This window comes from Hydrogenophaga sp. (genome assembly GCF_030656115.1).
Classification (GTDB): domain Bacteria; phylum Pseudomonadota; class Gammaproteobacteria; order Burkholderiales; family Burkholderiaceae_C; genus Hydrogenophaga.
Genome location: NZ_JAUSOO010000036.1, coordinates 1 through 17,744 on the forward strand (window position 1 = coordinate 1; position 17,744 = coordinate 17,744).

Consider the following 17,744-nt stretch of genomic DNA (forward strand, 5'->3'; position numbering starts at 1 on the left):
CGCAAGGTGCTGGGCAACAACGGCGCCACGCTCAAGAAGTTCGGCAAGCTGGTGGGCGCGCTGGTGCAGGAAGAAGGCGTGAACGAAAAGATGGCCGAGTTCATCAACCCCATTGCGGTGCTGGGTGAGCAGATCACCAAGTTCACCATGGAACTGGGCTTCAAGGGCATGCAGAACGCCGACGAAGTGGGCGCCGCCGCCGTGGACTACCTGCGCGTGGCCGGTCACCTGGTGTTTGGCTATTTCTGGGCCCGCATGGCGCAGGTGGCGCTGCGTGAAATTGCCGCTGGCAACACCGACCCGTTCTACGTGGCCAAGCTGCAGACCGCGCGTTTCTACTTTGCCAAGCTGTTCCCCGAAACCGCCATGCTGATGCGTACCGCGCGCACGGGCAGCAAGGTGCTGATGGATACCGACGCGGCATTGGCTTGAGACGCTTCCTCCCTTCCTCACATCCATCTTCAGAGGCGTTCACATGATCAAGACTTCCCTCAGTGCGTTATTGCTGGTGGTATGTACCAGTGGTGTCTGGGCCCAGAACACCCCAGTGGGCACCTGGCACTCGATCGACGACAAGACCCAGGAGATCAAGTCCGAGATCGTCATTGCCGACAACGGCGGTGTGCTGTCTGGCAAGGTGGTCAAGCTCTTGCGCAAAGAAGCCAAACAGGATGCGGTGTGCGACCAGTGCACCGACGACCGCAAGGACAAGCCGGTGCTGGGTCTGGAAATCATCCGAGGCGCCCAAAAAGCCGAGGGCAAGGATGTGTGGGAAGGCGGCAAGATTTTGGACCCCGAAAACGGCAAGGCCTACACCTTGCGCCTGACACCCATCGAAGCGGGCAAAAAGCTGGAAGTGCGCGGCTCGGTGTTTGGCATTGGGCGCACGCAAACCTGGGTTCGGGTGATGAACTGATCGTCCCCGCAGAACTTGACCCACCCCCGCCGCGCTTCGCGCGACCCCCTGCAGGGGGCGGCACTGGCAGCCCGGCAAAGCCGGTTCTGCGGTGCCTCTGGGTTAACTCAGACATCGAATAACGTGCAAAGGAACCCGATTTATGAACCGATTTCAAGTGAAAAAAGTCGCCGTGCTCGGCGCGGGCGTGATGGGCGCGCAGATTGCTGCGCACCTGGTCAACGTCAAAGTGCCCGTCGTCCTCTTCGACCTGCCCGCGAAGGAAGGCCCCAAGAACGGCATCGTGACGCGCGCGGTGGATGGCCTGAAAAAGCTCAAGCCTTCGCCGCTGGGTGTGGCCAGCGACGCCGATCTGATCGGCCAGGCCAATTACGAAGAGCACATGGAGCAGTTGCGCGACTGCGACCTGATCATCGAAGCGATTGCCGAGCGCATGGACTGGAAGCTTGATCTGTACAGCAAGATCGCGCCCTTCCTGGCACCGCACGCCATCGTGGCCAGCAACACCTCGGGCCTGTCGATCACGACGCTGAGCGAGGCGCTGCCCGAAAGCATCAAGCCGCATTTCTGCGGTATCCACTTCTTCAACCCGCCGCGCTACCTGACGCTGGTGGAGCTGATCGCCACCCCCACCACCGAACCCCAGGTGCTGGACGACCTGGAAGCTTTTGTGACCAGCGGCCTGGGCAAGGGCGTGGTGCGGGCCAAAGACACGCCCAACTTCATTGCCAACCGCATCGGCATTGCCGGCATGCTGGCCACGATGAAAGAGGTGGAGAACTTCGGCCTGACCTATGACGTGGTGGACGACCTGACCGGCAAGCGCCTGGGCCGCGCCAGCAGCGGCACCTTCCGCACCGCCGACGTGGTGGGGCTGGACACCATGGCCCACGTGGTCAAGACGCTGCAAGACAACCTGAGTCTGGAGACCGATCCGTTCTACGAGAGTTTCGGCACGCCGCCGGTGCTCAAGGCGCTGATCGACGCGGGCCACCTGGGCCAGAAAACCAAGGCCGGCTTCTTCAAAAAAGTGGGCCGCGACATCTTGCGCTACGAGCTGGAGAGCGGTGAATACGTGCCCGCCGGTGCCAAGGCCGACGAGGTCTATGGCCGCATGCTCAAGCGCCCCGCCGCCGAGCGTCTGAAGCTGCTGCGCAACGCCGAAGGCCCGCAGGGCCAGTTCTTGTGGGCGATTCTGCGCAACAGCTTTCATTACGCGGCCGTGCACCTGGCCAGCATTGCGGACACCGCGCGTGACGTGGACCAGGCCATGCGCTGGGGCTTCGGCATGAAGCAAGGCCCGTTTGAGCTGTGGCAGGAAGCCGGCTGGCTGGACGTGGCGAAGATGGTCCAGGAAGACATTGACGCCGGCAAGGCGCTGAGCAAAGCGCCGCTGCCTGACTGGGTGTTCAAAGGCCCGGTGGCCGAGGCCGGTGGTGTGCACACCGCGCAGGGTTCGTGGAACCCGTCCAAGGGCGTGTTCGAAGCGCGCCGCAGCCTGCCGGTCTATGGGCGCCAGCACTTCCCCGAGCTGTTGCTGGGCGAAGCCGGTCCGAAGTTCGAAACCGCGGGCACCACCATCGAAGAGAACGACGCCATCCGCGTGTGGACACTCGACGGTGACGTGCTGATCGCCAGCATCAAGACCAAGATGCACGCCATCAGCCCCGACGTGTGCGAAGGCCTGATGGCCGCGATCGATCTGGCAGAAAAGGAATACCAGGGTCTGGTGGTGTGGTCCGGCGACGAGCCCTTCAGCGCCGGCGCCGACCTGCAGGCCATGCTGCCGGCCTTCATGGCCGTGGGCGTGAGCGCGATCGAAGACGCCGAAGGCTTCATGCAGCAGACCATGCTGCGCCTGCGTTATGCCAACGTGCCGGTGGTGTCCGCCGTGCGCGGCCTGGCGCTGGGCGGTGGCTGCGAGCTGGCCGTGTACAGCGCGCGCCGTGTGGTGCACATGGAGAGCTACATCGGTCTGGTGGAAGTGGGCGTGGGCCTGGTGCCGGGCGCCGGTGGCCTCACCTACATCGCCCGCCGCGCTGCGGAAAACGCCGAAACCTCCACGGGCAAGGACCTGCTGCCTTTCCTCACCGAAGGCTTCACCGCCGCGGCGATGGCCAAGGTGGGGACCAGTGCGCTGGAGTCGCGCAAGCTCGGCTACGTGCTGCACTCCGACGTGATCGTGCCGCACAAGGACGAGCTGCTGTTCGTCGCCATCAACGAGGCGAAGGCCCTGTTCAACGGCGGCTACCGCGCACCGCACAAGCGCCTGTTCCCGGTGGCCGGGCGCGACGGCAAGGCCACCATCCTGGGCAGCCTGGTCAACATGCGCGACGGCGGCTTCATCAGCCAGCACGATTTCCACATCGCTTCGCTGATTGCGGGGGTGGTGACGGGCGGCGACGTGGAGCCCGGCACGCTGGTGAACGAAGACTATCTGATGACGCTGGAGCGCCAGGCGTTTTGCTCGCTGATCGTGCATCCGAAGACGCAGGAGCGGATTCTGGGGATGTTGAACACGGGCAAGCCGGTTCGGAATTGATGATGTTGTTGGTACGCGTGCCCCCATCCCAGCCTTCCCCCAGAGGGGGAAGGGGTGGAGTCCGTTTGACCCCTTCCCCCTCTGGGGGAAGGCAGGGATGGGGGCTCTTCGCCTACTGAAGAACATGCAAAACCAGGCCACCCCCAACGCCAGAGTCAACGCCCGTGCCCTGCGACGGGACATGACCGACGCCGAGCGAAAGCTCTGGTCGGGGCTTCGCGGCGAGCAGTTGGGTTTCAAGTTCCGCCGACAACACCCGCTGGGCGCTTACATCGCTGACTTTGCCTGCTTAGAGCCGAAGCTCATCGTCGAGCTCGATGGCTCGCAGCATGTTGACAACCAGGCCTACGACATGGCACGGGAAGCTTTCTTCAAGGCCCAAAGCTTTGCCGTGCTGCGTTTTCCGTCCAACGCACCGTTCCAGAAACTCGATGGCGTGCTGAGCGCCATCCTTCATCAACTCAACAGCTTGGCGGGCGTTGCCCCCATCCCCGCCTTCCCCCAGAGGGGGAAGGAGCCAGACACCGCACAAGGAGCGAAACCATGAGCAAACAGATTCAAGACGCCTACATCGTCGCCGCCACCCGCACCCCCATCGGCCGTTCGCACAAGGGCTCGTTCAAGCACCTGCGCCCGGACGACCTGCTGGCCCACGCCCTGCGGTCGGCCATGGCCCAGGTGCCCGGCCTGGACCCGAAGGCCGTGGAAGACGTGATCTGCGGTTGCGCCATCCCTGAAGGGCAACAGGGCCTGAACGTGGCGCGCATCGGTGCCATCCTGGCCGGCCTGCCCAATTCGGTGGGCGGCATCACCGTCAACCGCTTCTGCGCTTCGGGCCTGTCGGCGGTGCAGATGGCGGCCGACCGCATCCGCGTCGGCGAGGCCGACGTGATGATCGCCGCCGGCACCGAGAGCATGAGCATGGTGCCGATGATGGGCAACACGCCCAGCCTGTCACCCAGCATCTTCCGCAACACCGACGACGTCGAGAGCTACGGCATCGCCTACGGCATGGGCCTGACGGCCGAGAAGGTGGCGCAGCAGTGGAAGGTGTCGCGCGACGCGCAGGACGCGTTTGCGGTGCAGTCGCACCAGCGCGCCGTGATCGCGATGAAGAACGGCGAGTTCAGCGACGAAATCACGCCGGTGGAGGTGACCGACCGCAGCGTGAACCTGGAGACCGCCGAGGTCGCCACCCGCAGCCGCATCATCAGCCTGGACGAAGGTGCGCGCCCCGACACCTCGCTCGAAGGCCTGGCCAAGCTGCGCACCGTGTTCGCCGCGCGCGGCTCGGTCACCGCCGGCAACAGCTCGCAGACCAGCGACGGCGCTGGCGCGCTGATCCTGGTGAGCGAGGCCGCCTTGAAGCGCTACAACCTCACGCCGCTGGCCCGTTTCGTGAGCTACGCGTCGCGCGGTGTGCCGCCGCACCTCATGGGCATCGGCCCGGTGGAAGCCATCCCGGCTGCGCTGAAAAATGCGGGCCTGACGCAGGATGACATCGACTGGTTCGAGCTCAACGAAGCCTTCGCTGCGCAGTCGCTGGCGGTCATGAACACGCTGGGCCTGGATCCGGCCAAGGTCAACCCCATGGGTGGCGCCATCGCGCTCGGCCACCCGCTGGGCGCCACCGGTGCCATCCGCGCGGCCACCGTGGTGCACGCGCTGCGCCGGCACAACAAAAAGTACGGCATGGTCACGATGTGCGTGGGCATGGGGCAGGGCGCTGCGGGCATTTTTGAGCGGGTGTAGACGTGACCCCCCGCGCCGCTTCGCGTCACCCCCCAGGGGGGCGGCACTGGCGGCCCGGCAAAGCCGGTTCCGCTGTGCCCTGGGTGGGACCTCGCTTGCGCAGGGAGGTTGCGTCGCTTGGAAGACTGTGGGCTCCCCATTTTGTTTGCACACTGTCTCCTATGAATCCACACGTTTTTGACCAAGCCATCGCGCTCACCGCCACGGCCGATGGTGAGTACACCGGTGCCACCTCACCCGCCTACGCCAACATGGTGGGACCGTTTGGCGGCATCACGGCGGCCACCGTGCTGCATGCGGTGATGTTGCATCCCGCCTTGCTGGGCGAGCCGCTGTCGCTCACGGTGAACTTTTGTGCCGCCCTGGCCGACGGCCCTTTTGCGGTGTCTGCGCAGCCGGTGCGCACCAACCGCTCGACCCAGCACTGGGTGATGGCGCTCACGCAGATCGCCGCATCGGGCGACACCGAGACGGTGGTGACCGCGTCGGCCGTGACGGCCGCGCGCCGCGAAACCTGGAGTGTGGACGACGAGCCCATGCCTGCCGTTCCAACCCCGACCGAGGTGCCGCCGTACACCGTGCCTTCACCGGTCGAGTGGATCCGGCGCTACGAGATGCGTCCCATCGAAGGGGCGATCCCGAACAGCTGGGACGGCACGGGCAGCGACAGCCGCTCGCGCCTGTGGATGCGTGAGACCCAGCCACGCTCGCTGGACCTCTGCGGTCTCGCTGCATTGGCCGATGTGTTTTTTCCACGCATCTGGCTGCGCCGCGCCACGCGCGTACCTGTGGGCACGGTGTCGATGACGGTGTATTTCCATGCAGGTTCCGCGCAGCTGGCCGAAGTGGGCCATGGCTGGGTGCTGGGCCAGGCGCGTGCGCAGGCCTTTCGCAATGGGTTTTTTGACCAGACCGCCCAGCTCTGGAACGAAGCCGGCCACCTGTTGGCCACCACCCACCAGGTGGTGTATTTCAAAAGCTGAGTCCGAAGCCGTGGCCTCCAGGGCTCACGGCCGGCCCAGAAACAGGTACAGACCGGTGTAGCCGCGCGGCGCGCTCACCACGCTCAGGTACAGCGGGCCGATGCCGGTGTCGGCGCCCACAAACAGGCTGCCGCCGGCGCGCAGGCCGTCAAAGCCGATGTCGCGGCTTTGCGCCCAGGCGTTGCCCGCTTCCAGCGATCCGCCCGCAAACAGGGCCCGGGCCACGCCCACGCGCAGCGGCAAGCGGCGGTAGTAGGTGAGGCGACCAAACAGCAGGTAGTTGCCCGCCACCTGGCCCACGCGGTAGCCCGAGAGTTGCTGGAAACCGCCGAGCGAATATTCGTCGATCGCACCGGGTGGAACCTGGCTGGCGCGTGCGAACCGCCCGCCAACGTTGATGGTGTGCGCACCCCAGGATTTGACCCCGGTGGCGCTGCCTTCCATGCGGGTGAAGCTGCTGCTGCTTTGACCCTCGAAGCTGCGCCGCCCCACCACCACCTCGCCTTTCAAGCGGTAGCCGTCCGAGGGAAAGTTGGCAAAGTCGAGCTGGTCGGAAATGACGGCGGCGCGCAGGCCCAGTTCGCGCCACCCCAGCGACTGCAACACGTCATTCGGAATGATGCCTGCCACCAGTTCGGGCGTGGTGCGCCGCTGCGAGGCCACCACGCCCAAGCGCATGTCACCCAGATGGCCCAGCAAACCCATGGACCAGCCGATGTCGGCACCCAGCTGAATGCCCTGGCGCTGCACCAGCGCAAGGGCGGCGCCGTCGGTGTTGAAGATCTCCACCTTGCGAAGGCTCGCGTCCACATACGCTGCTGCAAAGCGCTCGCTGGCGGTGTCCAGCGGCTGGTAAATTTCCGAATACAAGCCCACCGTTTCACCCAGTTGCACGCGGTTGCGCCACTCGGCACCGCGTTCGTTGAGCCAGTGGCGGTTGTGGCTGATGCGCAGGTTGAAGGCGCCCTGGCCCTGGAAGTCGGTGCGCAGGTCCAGCCCCACGCGCAGGTAGTTGGGTCCCCAGTCGTTGGGTCGCAGGCGGATCGCCAGGTCTTCTTCGCCGCTGTCTTCGCGTCGGCTCAGGCGGTAATCCACCCGCTCGTAGTCGCTGGTGGCGGCCAGTTTTTGCAAGTCGCGCTCAATCAGCGGCACGTCCACGCGCAAGCCGGCGGCCGTGTCCATGGTCACGGCCAGGCGTCCGGCGCGCTCTTCGCTCACGCCTTCAAAGCGCACGCTGGCAATGCGCCCGATGCGTTGGGTGTTGGCTTCCAGGCGTGTGCGGCGTGCGGCGGTCCATTGCTGGTAGCGAGGGGGATCGGCGGCAAAGCGCAGCAGTGCCTCGCGCACGCTGTGCGCGTAGTCGTTGCCGATCTTCACCAGCTCGGGTGCCCGGTTGAAGTCGGCCGAGGTGAGGCGGCCCAGCGGCGGCAGCAACAGCAGATCGTTGTGGGTCAGCGTGGCGATGCTGGCCTGCACGTTTTGTTCGGTCAGGATGTTGACCATTTGCGCGGTGATGCCCAGCACGCTGTCGAGCGTGTCGCGCGCGGCCAGCGGCGTGCCAATGTTCACGGCAATCACCACGTCGGCGCCCATGCGCCGCGCCACGTCCACCGGCAGGTTGTTCACCAGTCCGCCGTCGCCCAGCAGCTGGCCGTCCACCTCCAGCGGGGCAAACACGCCCGGCACCGACATGCTGGCGCGCAGGGCGGCGGCCAGGTCGCCGTGCTCCATCACCACCGCCTGGCCGGTTTCCATGTCGGTGGCCACGGCGCGAAACGGGGTGGGCAGACCGTCAAACGTGGCCAGGTGGCGGGTGGACAAGGTGTAGCGCCGCAGCAGCACTTCCAGCGATCGGGTGGACACGGCGCCGCTGGGCAACCGAAACTCGCCGTCGCGAAAGCCCAGTTGCAACACCGGCGAGAGTTCAAAGTCTTCTTCCTTGCGGCGTTGCGACAGCAGCTGGCGCGGCTCGCGGCGCTCAAACAGGTCGCCCCATGCCACCGCCAGAATTTCGCGCTCCAGCTCGTCGGCGCTCATGCCGCTGGCGTACAGGCCGCCCACAATGGCGCCCATCGAGGTGCCCACGATCAGGTCCACCGGTACTTGCGCGGCCTCCAGCGCCTTGAGCACGCCCACATGCGCAAACCCGCGCGCACCGCCGCCCGAGAGCACCAGCCCCACCACCGGGCGGGTGGCGGCTTCGGCGGGGGGCACAGGCTCGGTGGCCCACAACGGGCTGGCCAGCGCCAGCGTGGCGGCGGCCAGCATCTGGAGCCACAGGCGTTGCAGCAGGTGCTGGACGGGGTGAGCGGTTGGCATGGGTGGTGCGCTTGGGGTGAGCGGGGTCAAACAATCGGTGCCACGGGCCAGCCCGTTGGCGGCAGCGCAAAGTGTAGGGGGCGTGTCCCGCATTGGGCATGCCTACCCAGACGGCGCGCGCCTTTCGTGGTAATTTGCAGGGCTTGTGCAAAGCCGCCGTGACGTTGTTGCAACGCCATGCCGTGCCTGCGTACTGTCTGCGGCTTCGCGCCTGGCCCTGACGGCTTTGCGTCAGCCTTGATCTGGCAATTTTCAGTTCCCGATGGCCCGTCTTCAAACCCCTGAAAAGGTTCGGCGCGGGCCGTCTCCATCCAGCGATATTTCACCGACCATGAGCGACATCCTCGTCCACACCGAAGCCGGCGTTTGCACCCTCACGTTCAACCGCCCCGACAAGAAGAACTCCATCACCGCCGCCATGTACGGCGCTCTGGCCGATGCGCTGCAGGCCGCCGAAGCCGACAGCGCGGTGCGCTGCGTGGTGTTCCAGGGGGTTGAGACGGTGTTCACCGCCGGCAACGACATCGGCGATTTTCTGAACAACCCGCCCGCCACACACGACTCGCCGGTGTTCCGCTTTCTGCGCGGCATCGCCCAGTTTCCCAAGCCCGTCATCGCTGCGGTGTGCGGCCCGGCGGTGGGCATTGGCACCACGCTGCTGTTTCATTGCGATCTGGTCTACGCTGGTGACAACGCGGCGTTTTCCATGCCCTTCGTGAACCTGGGCCTGTGTCCGGAAGCCGCCTCCAGCCTGCTGGTGCCGCAGATGCTGGGCTACCACCGCGCGGCCGAAGCGCTGTTGCTGGGCGAGCCTTTCATGGCCGAGGCGGCGCTGGAGGTGGGGCTGGTCAACCGCGTGCTGCCGCCCACCGAAACCGCAGGCTATGCGCAGAGCGTGGCGCGCAAGCTGGCGGCCAAACCCATCAGCTCGCTCATCGAGACCAAACGCCTGATGAAAAAAGGCCAGTCACAGCAGGTCATGGCCACCATGGCCGAAGAAGGCCAGAGCTTTGGCCGCATGCTCAGCGAGCCCGCCGCGCGCGAGGCCTTCACCGCGTTCATGGAACGCCGCAAGCCCGACTTTTCGCAGCTTTGATGGGGCCTGCGCGGCGTCGGTTTGGGCGCCGGTCAAAGGGGGTGGCCTGTCGGGTTTTTGCGATCCGCGTAAGCTGGCATCCAAGGCTGCGGACCTGTAGCCGCGCCCGCTTTCACCCCAGGAGTTTCACCATGGACGACCCCCGCTGCTGCGGCACCGGCACCTGCATCATCAACGACGAAGGTTTCTGCTGGTGCGGCCAGCAATGGAACGGCGAGCGCATGTGTTTTCCTGAACCGGCGCCCTCAGCGCCAGCCGTTGAAGCCGCCACAGACCCAGCCGAAGACGGCGGCAACGGAACCTATTGATCCGCTTCCCCGTGGGCCAGAAACGGGGAGCAACCCTCAAGCTTCACAGCGCGCCCACCAGCGCGGTGTAGGCCGCGCGGGTCTGCGGCGACACCGCCGCCAGTACCTGCGCATGCGCTGTTTTGTGCCGTGCCAGCAACCGGGCCGACGCCACCGCTTTGGAGCGGCAATACCAGTGGCAGCTGTGCTGGAACAGATACAGCTCGGCAGAGAGCATGAACGCCTGTTCTTTGCGGCCCAGGCCGGCGGTGTTTTGCACGGCGCTGGCAAAGCCTTGGGCGTGAATCGCCATCAGCCGGCGCAGGTCGAAGGTGGCTGCGGGCAGCCAGCGGCTGGCCAGGGGCACCGCCAGCGGCCAGCGCAACACGCGGGCCTGCTCGTCGCCCATGCGGGCCATGTCGGCGGCCAGGCGGTCCAGCTGGTCGCTCACCGACTGCTCGGTGCTCACCAGCATGCGCCAGATGGGTTCGCTGCGCTGCGGGTCGCTTTCACCCAGCGCCCGCAGGTAGCCTTCGGTGAGTTGCTCCATCAGCTTTTCCAGCTGGTATTTGTGAAGGTAGCCGCTGAGCAAGCCGATGCGCTGGCGCTGTTCGATGTTTTTCATGACGTAGGCGCCCACGCCCAAGGCCAGCATGATGAGATAAGTGTCCATGGCGCTATTGTCGGGCCGCGCGCACGGCTGTGGCGTTCGCCCTTCGGCACGGGCACGACGGCAGAGCGGTTGCCGCCACAAAAAAGCCCCAACGCTTGCGCGCTGGGGCCTGGGTCATCGTGTGGTCTGGCGGGGGCGGTTCAGAAAAACCACACCATCGCCTGTCAACCGATTTATTGCATTTGCTGAATGCCGGCGAGCAGCCAGCCGCTCGAACCGTGGCGGGGCTTGGTCAGGTGCCAGATTTCGTCGAAGGCTTCGGTGGCTGCGTTGTCACCCTCGCGGGTTTCGCCGGTGAAGCGCACGCTCACCACATAGCCGTCGGCGTTTTCCTCCACGTCGATCACATCGCCGTCGATGCGCACCACGTCGGTGTGCTGCTCGGCGGCGCCGCGGTCGGACAGGTCCATTTTCAATTCGGCAAACATCTCGGGCGTGGTGAACTGGCGCAGATCGTCCAGGTTGCCGGCGTCGTTGGCAGTTTGCAGACGGATGAAGTTGACCTTGGCGTTGCGCACGAAGCCCGCCACGTCAAAGTCGGCCGGAATGCGGTTGCTGCTGGCGGCGTTGGCGCCGATGCCTGAACCAATACCGGAGCCAATCATGGAGCCGCCCGTGCTCGCGGCGGGGGTTGGCATGGCCGATTGGTACGCGCGCGTTTGCGGCGTACCCCCAGCGGCGCCAGCGCCGGCGTAGGCCATGCCACCGTTGGAGCCGGCCTGGGCCATGGCGCGCTTGCGCATCACAAAGCCCACCACGGCCAGCACCGCCACGATCAGCAGGCCGATCATGAGCATGTTGGCCATGGCTTCACCAAAACCCAAGTGCGAAGCCAGTGCCATCAGGCCCAGACCCGCCGCAAGGCCGGCAATGGGGCCCATCCATTTGCTGCGGCTGGACGCGGCAGCGGCGGCCGGTGCGGCTGCGGCAGCCGCGCCCGGGGTTGCGGAAGGCGTTTGGGCCGGGGTTGCATTGGGTGCCCTGGCTGGGGTGGCGTCGCGTTGCATGCCCAGCGACTTGCCGCCGCCCAGTTTGCGCGCTTCGGCGTCCATGGCCACGGTGGACAGGCCCAAGGCAAATACCATGGCCAGCAGAGAAAGGGTCTTCTTCATCAAGGTCTCCAGTGAAAAGGGATTGAAACGGGTTGGACGTTAACGCAATGAAGACGCTTTAAAAAGCAGATAAATTGGGATGTTAACTTCGTTAAAAGCAGATGTTTTGATGTGCAAATTCCGGGAAAACCCGCATGGCCGTTAAGAGGGGTCTTGGGTGTGCAACCGCACGCGCGCCTTGATGGCTTGCTGTACGGCGCGGCGCAAAGCGCTGTAACGGCCCAGCAGGGCTTCCATGTCGGCCAGCGGCAGCACGCCAGCGGCGGCAGCCGCCAGCACCCCGGCCTTCAGCGCCTGGTAGTGCTGTTCCATGGTTTGGGCGTCCAGCGCCGTGGCGGCTGGGTGGTGTTCGTCGTGCGCCGTCAGCAGCGCCTGGGTGGCGGCCACCCAGGCCTGGTGTTGCGCCACCAGCTCGGCGCCAGCGCCAGCAGGCAGTTGCAGCGGGGCGGCGGCCAGCGCCTGGCGGGCGCAGGTTTCGTAATAGCGCTGTATGCGCAGCAGCTCGGCCAGCCGCTCGCTGCCCAAAGTGCTCAGGGCCGAACGGCTCAGGCGCTCGGCAAAAGTTTCCACGGCGGCGTCGAGCTGGGTCATCACGGTTTGGTCGCTGGCCAGCGCGGCCGGTGCAGCGCCGCCGAGAGCGGCACGCGCCATGCGCACGCACAGCTGCCCGAACCGGGTGACCTCGCGCTCCAGCGCGTCCAGCGCCAGGGTGGGCACGGCCAGCACGTTGTCGTCCAGAAAGCGGGGCTGGGCCTCGTCTTCCTCGCGCGCGCGAAAGCGCTGCAGGAGCCAACGCGTGAGCCGGTCGGCCAGCGGCCACATGAGCAGCACGCCCAGCAGGTTGAAGGTGGTGTGAAACAGCGCCAGCTTGGTGGCCGGGTCGTGCGGCAGGTCCAGCCATTCGCCCGCGCGCGACAAGGCGCCAATGAGCCAGGGCAACAGCAGCAAGGCCACGGTGCCCGTGAGCAGGTTGAAGATCACGTGCGCGGCGGCCGTGCGCCGGGCGTTGGGCGTGGCGCCAATACCGACCAGGGCGGTGGTGACCGCGCTGCCAATGTTGGCGCCAATGACCACGGCGGCGGCCCCCTGCGGGCCAATCAGCCCGCTCTGGGCTGCCGTGAGGGTGATCGTCATGGCCGCGCTGGATGACTTCATCATCACCGTCATCATCAGCCCGATGCCCAATTGGGCCAGTACCGAAACCGCGTCGGTGCCCTGCGGCAAGCTGACCTGGTCGGCCAGCCCCACAAAGGTCTGCTGCAGCAGCCCGATACCCAGGAACAGCAGGCCAAAGCCCGCCAGCGTCGTGCCCAGCGCGCCGCGTCGCTGGTGTTCACCCGTTATCCGCATCAGCGCGCCCAGGCCCACCAGCGGCAGTGCCAGCGCCTCCACCTTGAATTTCAGGCCCACCAAGGCCACGATCCAGCTGGTCATGGTGGTGCCCACGTTGGCCCCAAACACCACCCACACCGCCGGTGCCAGACCCAGCAGACCGGCGTTGACAAAACCAATGGCGGCCACGCTCACGGCCGTGGACGACTGCACCATGGCCGTGACCAGGGCGCCCGACCCCAGGGCGTGCCAGCGGGTGCGCGTGGCATTGCTCAGGATGTTGTGCAAAGCCGGTCCGGCGGCGAGCTTGAGGCCGTCGGTCATCATGGACATGCCCAGCAGGAACAGGCCCAGTCCGCCCACCAACTGGCTGATCGATTGCCATACGTTGCTCAAAACACCCCCTCTGCCACCAGGGCAATGGCACCAATGCACACCACGTTCAGCACCAGACCGCAGCGCATCATGGTGGCTTGCGGGACCAGATTGGTGGCAAACACGATGGCGTTGGGCGGGGTGGCCACGGGCAGCATGAAGGCACACGACGCCCCCACCGCAATGGCCGCCGCCAGCAGCGGACCCGACAGGCCCAGGGCCGGGCCCACGCCCAGAAAGATCGGAATCAACAGCGCAGCGCTGGCGGTGTTGCTCACCAACTCGGTGAGAAACACCACAAAGGCGATCACGCCCAGCAGCAGCCACAGCGCTGAAGCGCCCTGCACCACGCTCACCAGTGCACCCGCCATGAACGCGCTGGCACCGCTGACCTGCATGACCTGGCTCAGCGCCAGGCCGCCACCAAACAGCAGCAGCACGCCCCAGTGTGTCTGGCGTTCCAGGGTGTCCCAATCGAGCGTGCGGCTGGCCACCAGCGCCACCAGGGCGGCGATGGCGATCCAGCTGTCGAGGTCGGCGGTGATGCCCAGTGCCTGGCCCAGCGGTGCGGATCCGATCCAGCCCGCTGCGGTGAGGGCAAAGATGACCAGCGTGGTGCGCCGGGCGGTGGTCCATTCAAAAGTCTCTGGCACCAGCACCATGCGGCCACCCAAGCTTGGGCGCAGCACCAGGTACAGCACGCCCACCATCAGGGGCATCAGCAGGGCCACCATGGGGATGCCCAAGCGCATCCATTCGGCAAAGCCAATGCCCGCCTGCGCGGCGGCGATCGCGTTGGGCGGGCTGCCCACCAGTGTGCCAATGCCACCAATGCTGGCGCTGTAGGCCACACCCAGCAGCACAAACATGCGCTCGCGCGGGCCAATGCCGCCGGGTGTATCGGCTTCGTGCTCTTCGCCGTCGCGCAACAGCCCCAGTGCCATGGGCAGCACCATGGCGGCGGTGGCGGTGTTGCTGATCCACATGGAAAGCAGCGCGGTCAGGCCAAACAGCAGCGCCACCGCGCGTGCGCGGTGCCCGGCCGCCAGGCGCAGCACGGCATGGGCCAGGGCGCGGTCCAGCCCTTGCCGCTGCAAGGCGGCGGCCAGCGCAAAGCCGCCGAGAAACAGAAAAATGATGGGGTGCGCAAACGACGCCAAAGCCTCGCGCATGCCCATGAGCCCGGCCGCCACCGCCAGCAGCGGCACCAGCAGGGCGGTCACGCTCAGGTGCAGCGCCTGGGTCATCCACAGCGCGCCGATGAGGGTGAACAAGGCCAGGCCGGCGCGCAAGGCATCGGCGCCGGCCACGGACTGGTGCACGGCTGCGGCCAGCGCCACGCAGGCCAGGGTGCGCAGCCAGGGGGTGGGCATGGGCAGCGCCATGTCAGCGGGCACGGGCCGTGGACACCAACACGTCGGCACTGCCCTCGGCCAGCATGTGCTTGGTCACGCTGCCCAGCAGCAGGTCTTCGGCGACCGACTGACCGTGTTTGCCCAGCACCACCAGGTCGCAGTCGAGCGCCAGTTCTTGCTGGGCCATGCGCATGGAGGGGTCGCCCTCCACGATGCACGGCGTCCACTGGCCGGCCTTGAGCCCCGCGTTTTCGGCCAGCGCATGCACCTGCTGCACGGCCTGGGTGCGGGCTTGCTGGCGGTAGTGCTCGATGGTGTTGGCGTCCACGCCGGCAAAGTGCAGTTTTTCCTCAAACGGCACCTGAAAGGCGTTGAACAGCACCAGCTGCGCGTGGGGTGCCACGCGGCGCGCCACCGCCAGCGCCTGCAACGACCAGGGCGAAAAGTCCAGCGCCACCAGCGCGCGCCGGTAGGCTGCGTGGGGTGTCTGTCGCACCACCAGCAAGGGGCGGGTGGTGCGGCGCAGCAGCCGTTCTGATGTGGAGCCCAGCACCTGGCGCCGCAAGAAGCCTTCGCCGCGCGCGCCCAGCACCAGCAGGGCGGCGTTCAGCGCGTCGGCCTTGAGGCCAATCTCGTCCAGCACCGAGCCGCTGGCCAGCGCCGTGTGCACGTTGACGTGTCGCGCGGTGTGCAGATCGGCTGCGAGCTGATCGAGCTGTTGCTGGGCGTCGGCTTCCAGCTGGGTGGCCAGCGGGTGGCTCGTGCCCAACCACTGCCGCAGGCTGTGCAGGGCACCGCCCGACAGCACGTGCATCAGCGTGAGCGGCGCACCGGTTTCGTGGGCCAGGTGGGCCGCGCGCTCGGCGGCGTGGCGGGCCAGTGGCGAAAAATCGGTCACCGCCAGGATCGGTTGCGTCGGGTTCATGGGGCGTGCTCCTTGTTGCGAATGTCGTGGGCCAGGCGTTCGGCGGCGTGGTCGGCTGCGTCGTCGAATGGGCTGAAGATGCGCTGTATGCCCGCTTCGCCCATGGCGCGGCCATGGGCGGCGTCGCGCACCACACCCGCGATCTCGCCGCTGTAGCGGGCTGCCTGCAAGGCATGCAGCAGCGCGCGGTTGGACTCCCATTGCGGAAAGCTGGTGATCACCCAACGGGCGTGTTTCAGGGGCAGGCTTTCCAGAAAGTCGGCGTCCTCGCCGTCGCCAAAATACACCGGCAGGCCCCGGCCTTGCAGCTCGCGCACGGCTTCGGGGTCGAAGTCCACGCCCACCGCCTCGATGCCCGCCGCGCGCAACTGCAGCAGCAGGCGGCTGCCGTAGCGGCCCAGGCCAAACACAATCACCTCGGCCGGGTTGCTTTGTGCGGGCTGTTGTTCGGCGGCAATTTCCCGGAACGGGTTCTTGCGTTCAAACACGCCCAGCCACGGCGCCAGGCGTTCGTACAGCGGTTGCGAATACAGAATCATGTAGGTCGACAGGGTGATGGTGATCAGCCCTACCAGCGTGGTCAGGCCCAGCGCCTGCACGCCTATGTGGCCCAGCGTGATGCCCATGGCCACAAACACGATGGAGAACTCGCTGATTTGCGCCACCGTGAGCCCGGCCATGAAGCCGGTGCGCTTGCGGTAGCCCATATAGCCCATGATGGCCATCACGATCAGCGGGTTGCCGATCAGCACAAACGCCGACAGCACCAAGGCCGGCACCACCTCGGCACCCAGGGTGGAAAAGTCCAGCTTGGCCCCGAGGTCGATGAAAAAGAACAGCAGCAAAAAGTCGCGGATGCCGGTGAGCCGGGCGTTCATGGCCTCGCGGTAGGGCGTGGACGCCAGCGAAAAGCCCGCCATGAAGGCGCCCGCCTCTTTGCTGAAACCCGCCCACTCGCCCAGCGCCGCCAGCGCCACGCCCCAGGCAATGGCAAACACCAGCAGCAGCTCTTGCGAGCGCGCCATGGACGCCACCACCGCTGGCAACACCCAGCGCATCAGCACGTACATGAGCACCGCCGCCAAGCTCAACCGCCAGCCCAGCGACAGCGCCACGTCCAGCAGGCCGGTGTCGCTGCCCGCATCGCCCGTGCCGCGCAGCGCGCTCATGGCCATCATGGCGATCACCACGGCCAGGTCTTGCACGATCAGAAAGCCCACCGCAATGCGCCCGTGCAGGCTGTCCAGCTCGCGCTTGTCCGACAGCAGCTTGACGATGATGATGGTGCTGGAAAACGTGAGCGCCACCGCCACGTAAATGGCGTCCATCACGTCGCGGCCCAGAGCCAGAATGATGGCAAAACCAATGACGATGGTGAACGCCAACTGGCCCAGCCCGGTGGCCAGCGCCACCGGCCCGATGTGGCGAATGTGGTGCAAATCCAGCTTGAGGCCCACCGCAAACAGCAGCACCGCCACGCCCACCTGCGCGAGCAAATCAATCTGGTCGTGCGCCGTGACCAGGCCCAACACCGCCGGCCCCACCACCACACCGACCACGATGTAGGCAATGAGCACCGGCTGGCGCAGCCGGACAAACACGGCGCCCGCCAAAGCGCAGATCAGGAGGAGGATGGCAAATTCTGCGAAGGGTCCGTGCATGGAGGGCATCTTATTCGGAGGTGTTCCGTGTGAGGGGTATTCCACAGGGGGGTTGTGGGGCTTGCATCCCTGGGTTTTCCATGGTGGTCAGCCGCCTGTCCTGCTCACCGAGGCTTGCCGTGCAGGGCACGGTGGGGTGCGGCGGGCGGGGATCGCACCCACGGCCCCGGGCTTCGGAGGCCTGTGCGCTGGTGCTCCCATCGTGCGCGCGAATGGGTTTTTGCAATCGTTTGCATCATTTCATTTTTCAAATCGTTATTTTTCAGATAAAGCCTTGTTACGTAACCGTGACGTCGCACAAATTCAGGGTTTACGCTAAATGCAAACGTTTGCATTAATGATCGAATGGCACCGCTTTCTGGTGCTTTCTACCGGACGTTCCCGGGATACCGCAGCCGGAAAGAAGTTTCATCACT

Annotated in this window: 15 protein-coding genes; 8 read left to right on the forward strand and 7 right to left on the reverse strand. The window is 66.1% G+C overall.

Going from position 1 to position 17,744, the window contains the following annotated elements:
- The 6 genes from Q7J58_RS04160 to Q7J58_RS04185 all read left to right on the forward strand — a co-directional run.
- Positions 1-432 (forward strand): acyl-CoA dehydrogenase C-terminal domain-containing protein (locus Q7J58_RS04160; protein ID WP_304823844.1); only part of this gene is annotated, 432 nt, incomplete at its 5' end.
- 43 nt (positions 433-475) lie between these two features.
- Entirely contained in the window at positions 476-916 is a 441-nt protein-coding gene (locus Q7J58_RS04165; protein WP_304823847.1) for a DUF2147 domain-containing protein, read from the forward strand.
- A gap of 142 nt (positions 917-1,058) precedes the next feature.
- Positions 1,059-3,458, forward strand: a complete 2,400-nt coding sequence (locus Q7J58_RS04170; RefSeq protein ID WP_304823850.1) for a 3-hydroxyacyl-CoA dehydrogenase/enoyl-CoA hydratase family protein — start codon at positions 1,059-1,061, stop codon at positions 3,456-3,458.
- Between the two features lie 181 nt (positions 3,459-3,639).
- Entirely contained in the window at positions 3,640-4,005 is a 366-nt protein-coding gene (locus Q7J58_RS04175; RefSeq protein ID WP_304823853.1) for a DUF559 domain-containing protein, read from the forward strand.
- On the forward strand, positions 4,002-5,210 hold the full coding sequence (locus Q7J58_RS04180) for an acetyl-CoA C-acyltransferase (RefSeq protein ID WP_304823856.1): 1,209 nt from the start codon (positions 4,002-4,004) through the stop codon (positions 5,208-5,210). Before Q7J58_RS04175 ends, Q7J58_RS04180 begins: the two co-directional genes overlap by 4 nt.
- 161 nt (positions 5,211-5,371) lie before the next feature.
- On the forward strand, positions 5,372-6,193 hold the full coding sequence (locus Q7J58_RS04185) for a thioesterase family protein (RefSeq protein ID WP_304823858.1): 822 nt from the start codon (positions 5,372-5,374) through the stop codon (positions 6,191-6,193).
- Between the two features lie 24 nt (positions 6,194-6,217).
- On the opposite strand, the gene Q7J58_RS04190 is transcribed toward Q7J58_RS04185, so the two are convergent.
- Positions 6,218-8,512 (reverse strand): patatin-like phospholipase family protein, encoded by a 2,295-nt coding sequence (locus Q7J58_RS04190; protein WP_304823861.1) that lies wholly within the window; start codon positions 8,510-8,512, stop codon positions 6,218-6,220.
- A 331-nt stretch (positions 8,513-8,843) separates the two neighbouring features.
- Between Q7J58_RS04190 and Q7J58_RS04195 the strand changes: the two genes are divergently transcribed.
- Both Q7J58_RS04195 and Q7J58_RS04200 read left to right on the forward strand, forming a co-directional pair.
- The gene (locus Q7J58_RS04195) at positions 8,844-9,608 is read left to right on the forward strand and encodes an enoyl-CoA hydratase (protein WP_304823864.1); all 765 of its coding nucleotides are present in this window, start codon (positions 8,844-8,846) and stop codon (positions 9,606-9,608) included.
- Positions 9,609-9,739: 131 nt separating this feature from the next.
- Complete coding sequence (locus Q7J58_RS04200) at positions 9,740-9,916, forward strand: hypothetical protein (protein ID WP_304823868.1); 177 nt, start codon at positions 9,740-9,742, stop codon at positions 9,914-9,916.
- A 43-nt stretch (positions 9,917-9,959) separates the two neighbouring features.
- Here Q7J58_RS04200 and Q7J58_RS04205 read toward each other — a convergent pair whose 3' ends face one another.
- From Q7J58_RS04205 to Q7J58_RS04230, 6 genes are all read right to left on the reverse strand, one after another.
- Complete coding sequence (locus Q7J58_RS04205) at positions 9,960-10,568, reverse strand: hypothetical protein (protein WP_304823871.1); 609 nt, start codon at positions 10,566-10,568, stop codon at positions 9,960-9,962.
- 173 nt (positions 10,569-10,741) lie between these two features.
- Positions 10,742-11,680 carry a Tim44-like domain-containing protein gene (locus Q7J58_RS04210; protein ID WP_304823873.1) on the reverse strand — a complete coding sequence of 313 codons (939 nt, stop codon included), beginning with the start codon at positions 11,678-11,680 and terminating at the stop codon, positions 10,742-10,744.
- Positions 11,681-11,821: 141 nt separating this feature from the next.
- Complete coding sequence (locus tag Q7J58_RS04215; protein ID WP_304823876.1) at positions 11,822-13,408, reverse strand: Na/Pi symporter; 1,587 nt, start codon at positions 13,406-13,408, stop codon at positions 11,822-11,824.
- Entirely contained in the window at positions 13,405-14,760 is a 1,356-nt protein-coding gene (locus tag Q7J58_RS04220; protein ID WP_304823879.1) for a DASS family sodium-coupled anion symporter, read from the reverse strand. Before Q7J58_RS04220 ends, Q7J58_RS04215 begins: the two co-directional genes overlap by 4 nt.
- Before the next feature lie 13 nt (positions 14,761-14,773).
- Positions 14,774-15,667 (reverse strand): universal stress protein, encoded by an 894-nt coding sequence (locus tag Q7J58_RS04225; RefSeq protein ID WP_304823882.1) that lies wholly within the window; start codon positions 15,665-15,667, stop codon positions 14,774-14,776.
- On the reverse strand, positions 15,664-17,328 hold the full coding sequence (locus tag Q7J58_RS04230; protein WP_304823885.1) for a cation:proton antiporter family protein: 1,665 nt from the start codon (positions 17,326-17,328) through the stop codon (positions 15,664-15,666). The genes Q7J58_RS04225 and Q7J58_RS04230 overlap by 4 nt, the downstream gene beginning before the upstream one ends.
- Between the last annotated feature and the right edge of the window lie 416 nt (positions 17,329-17,744).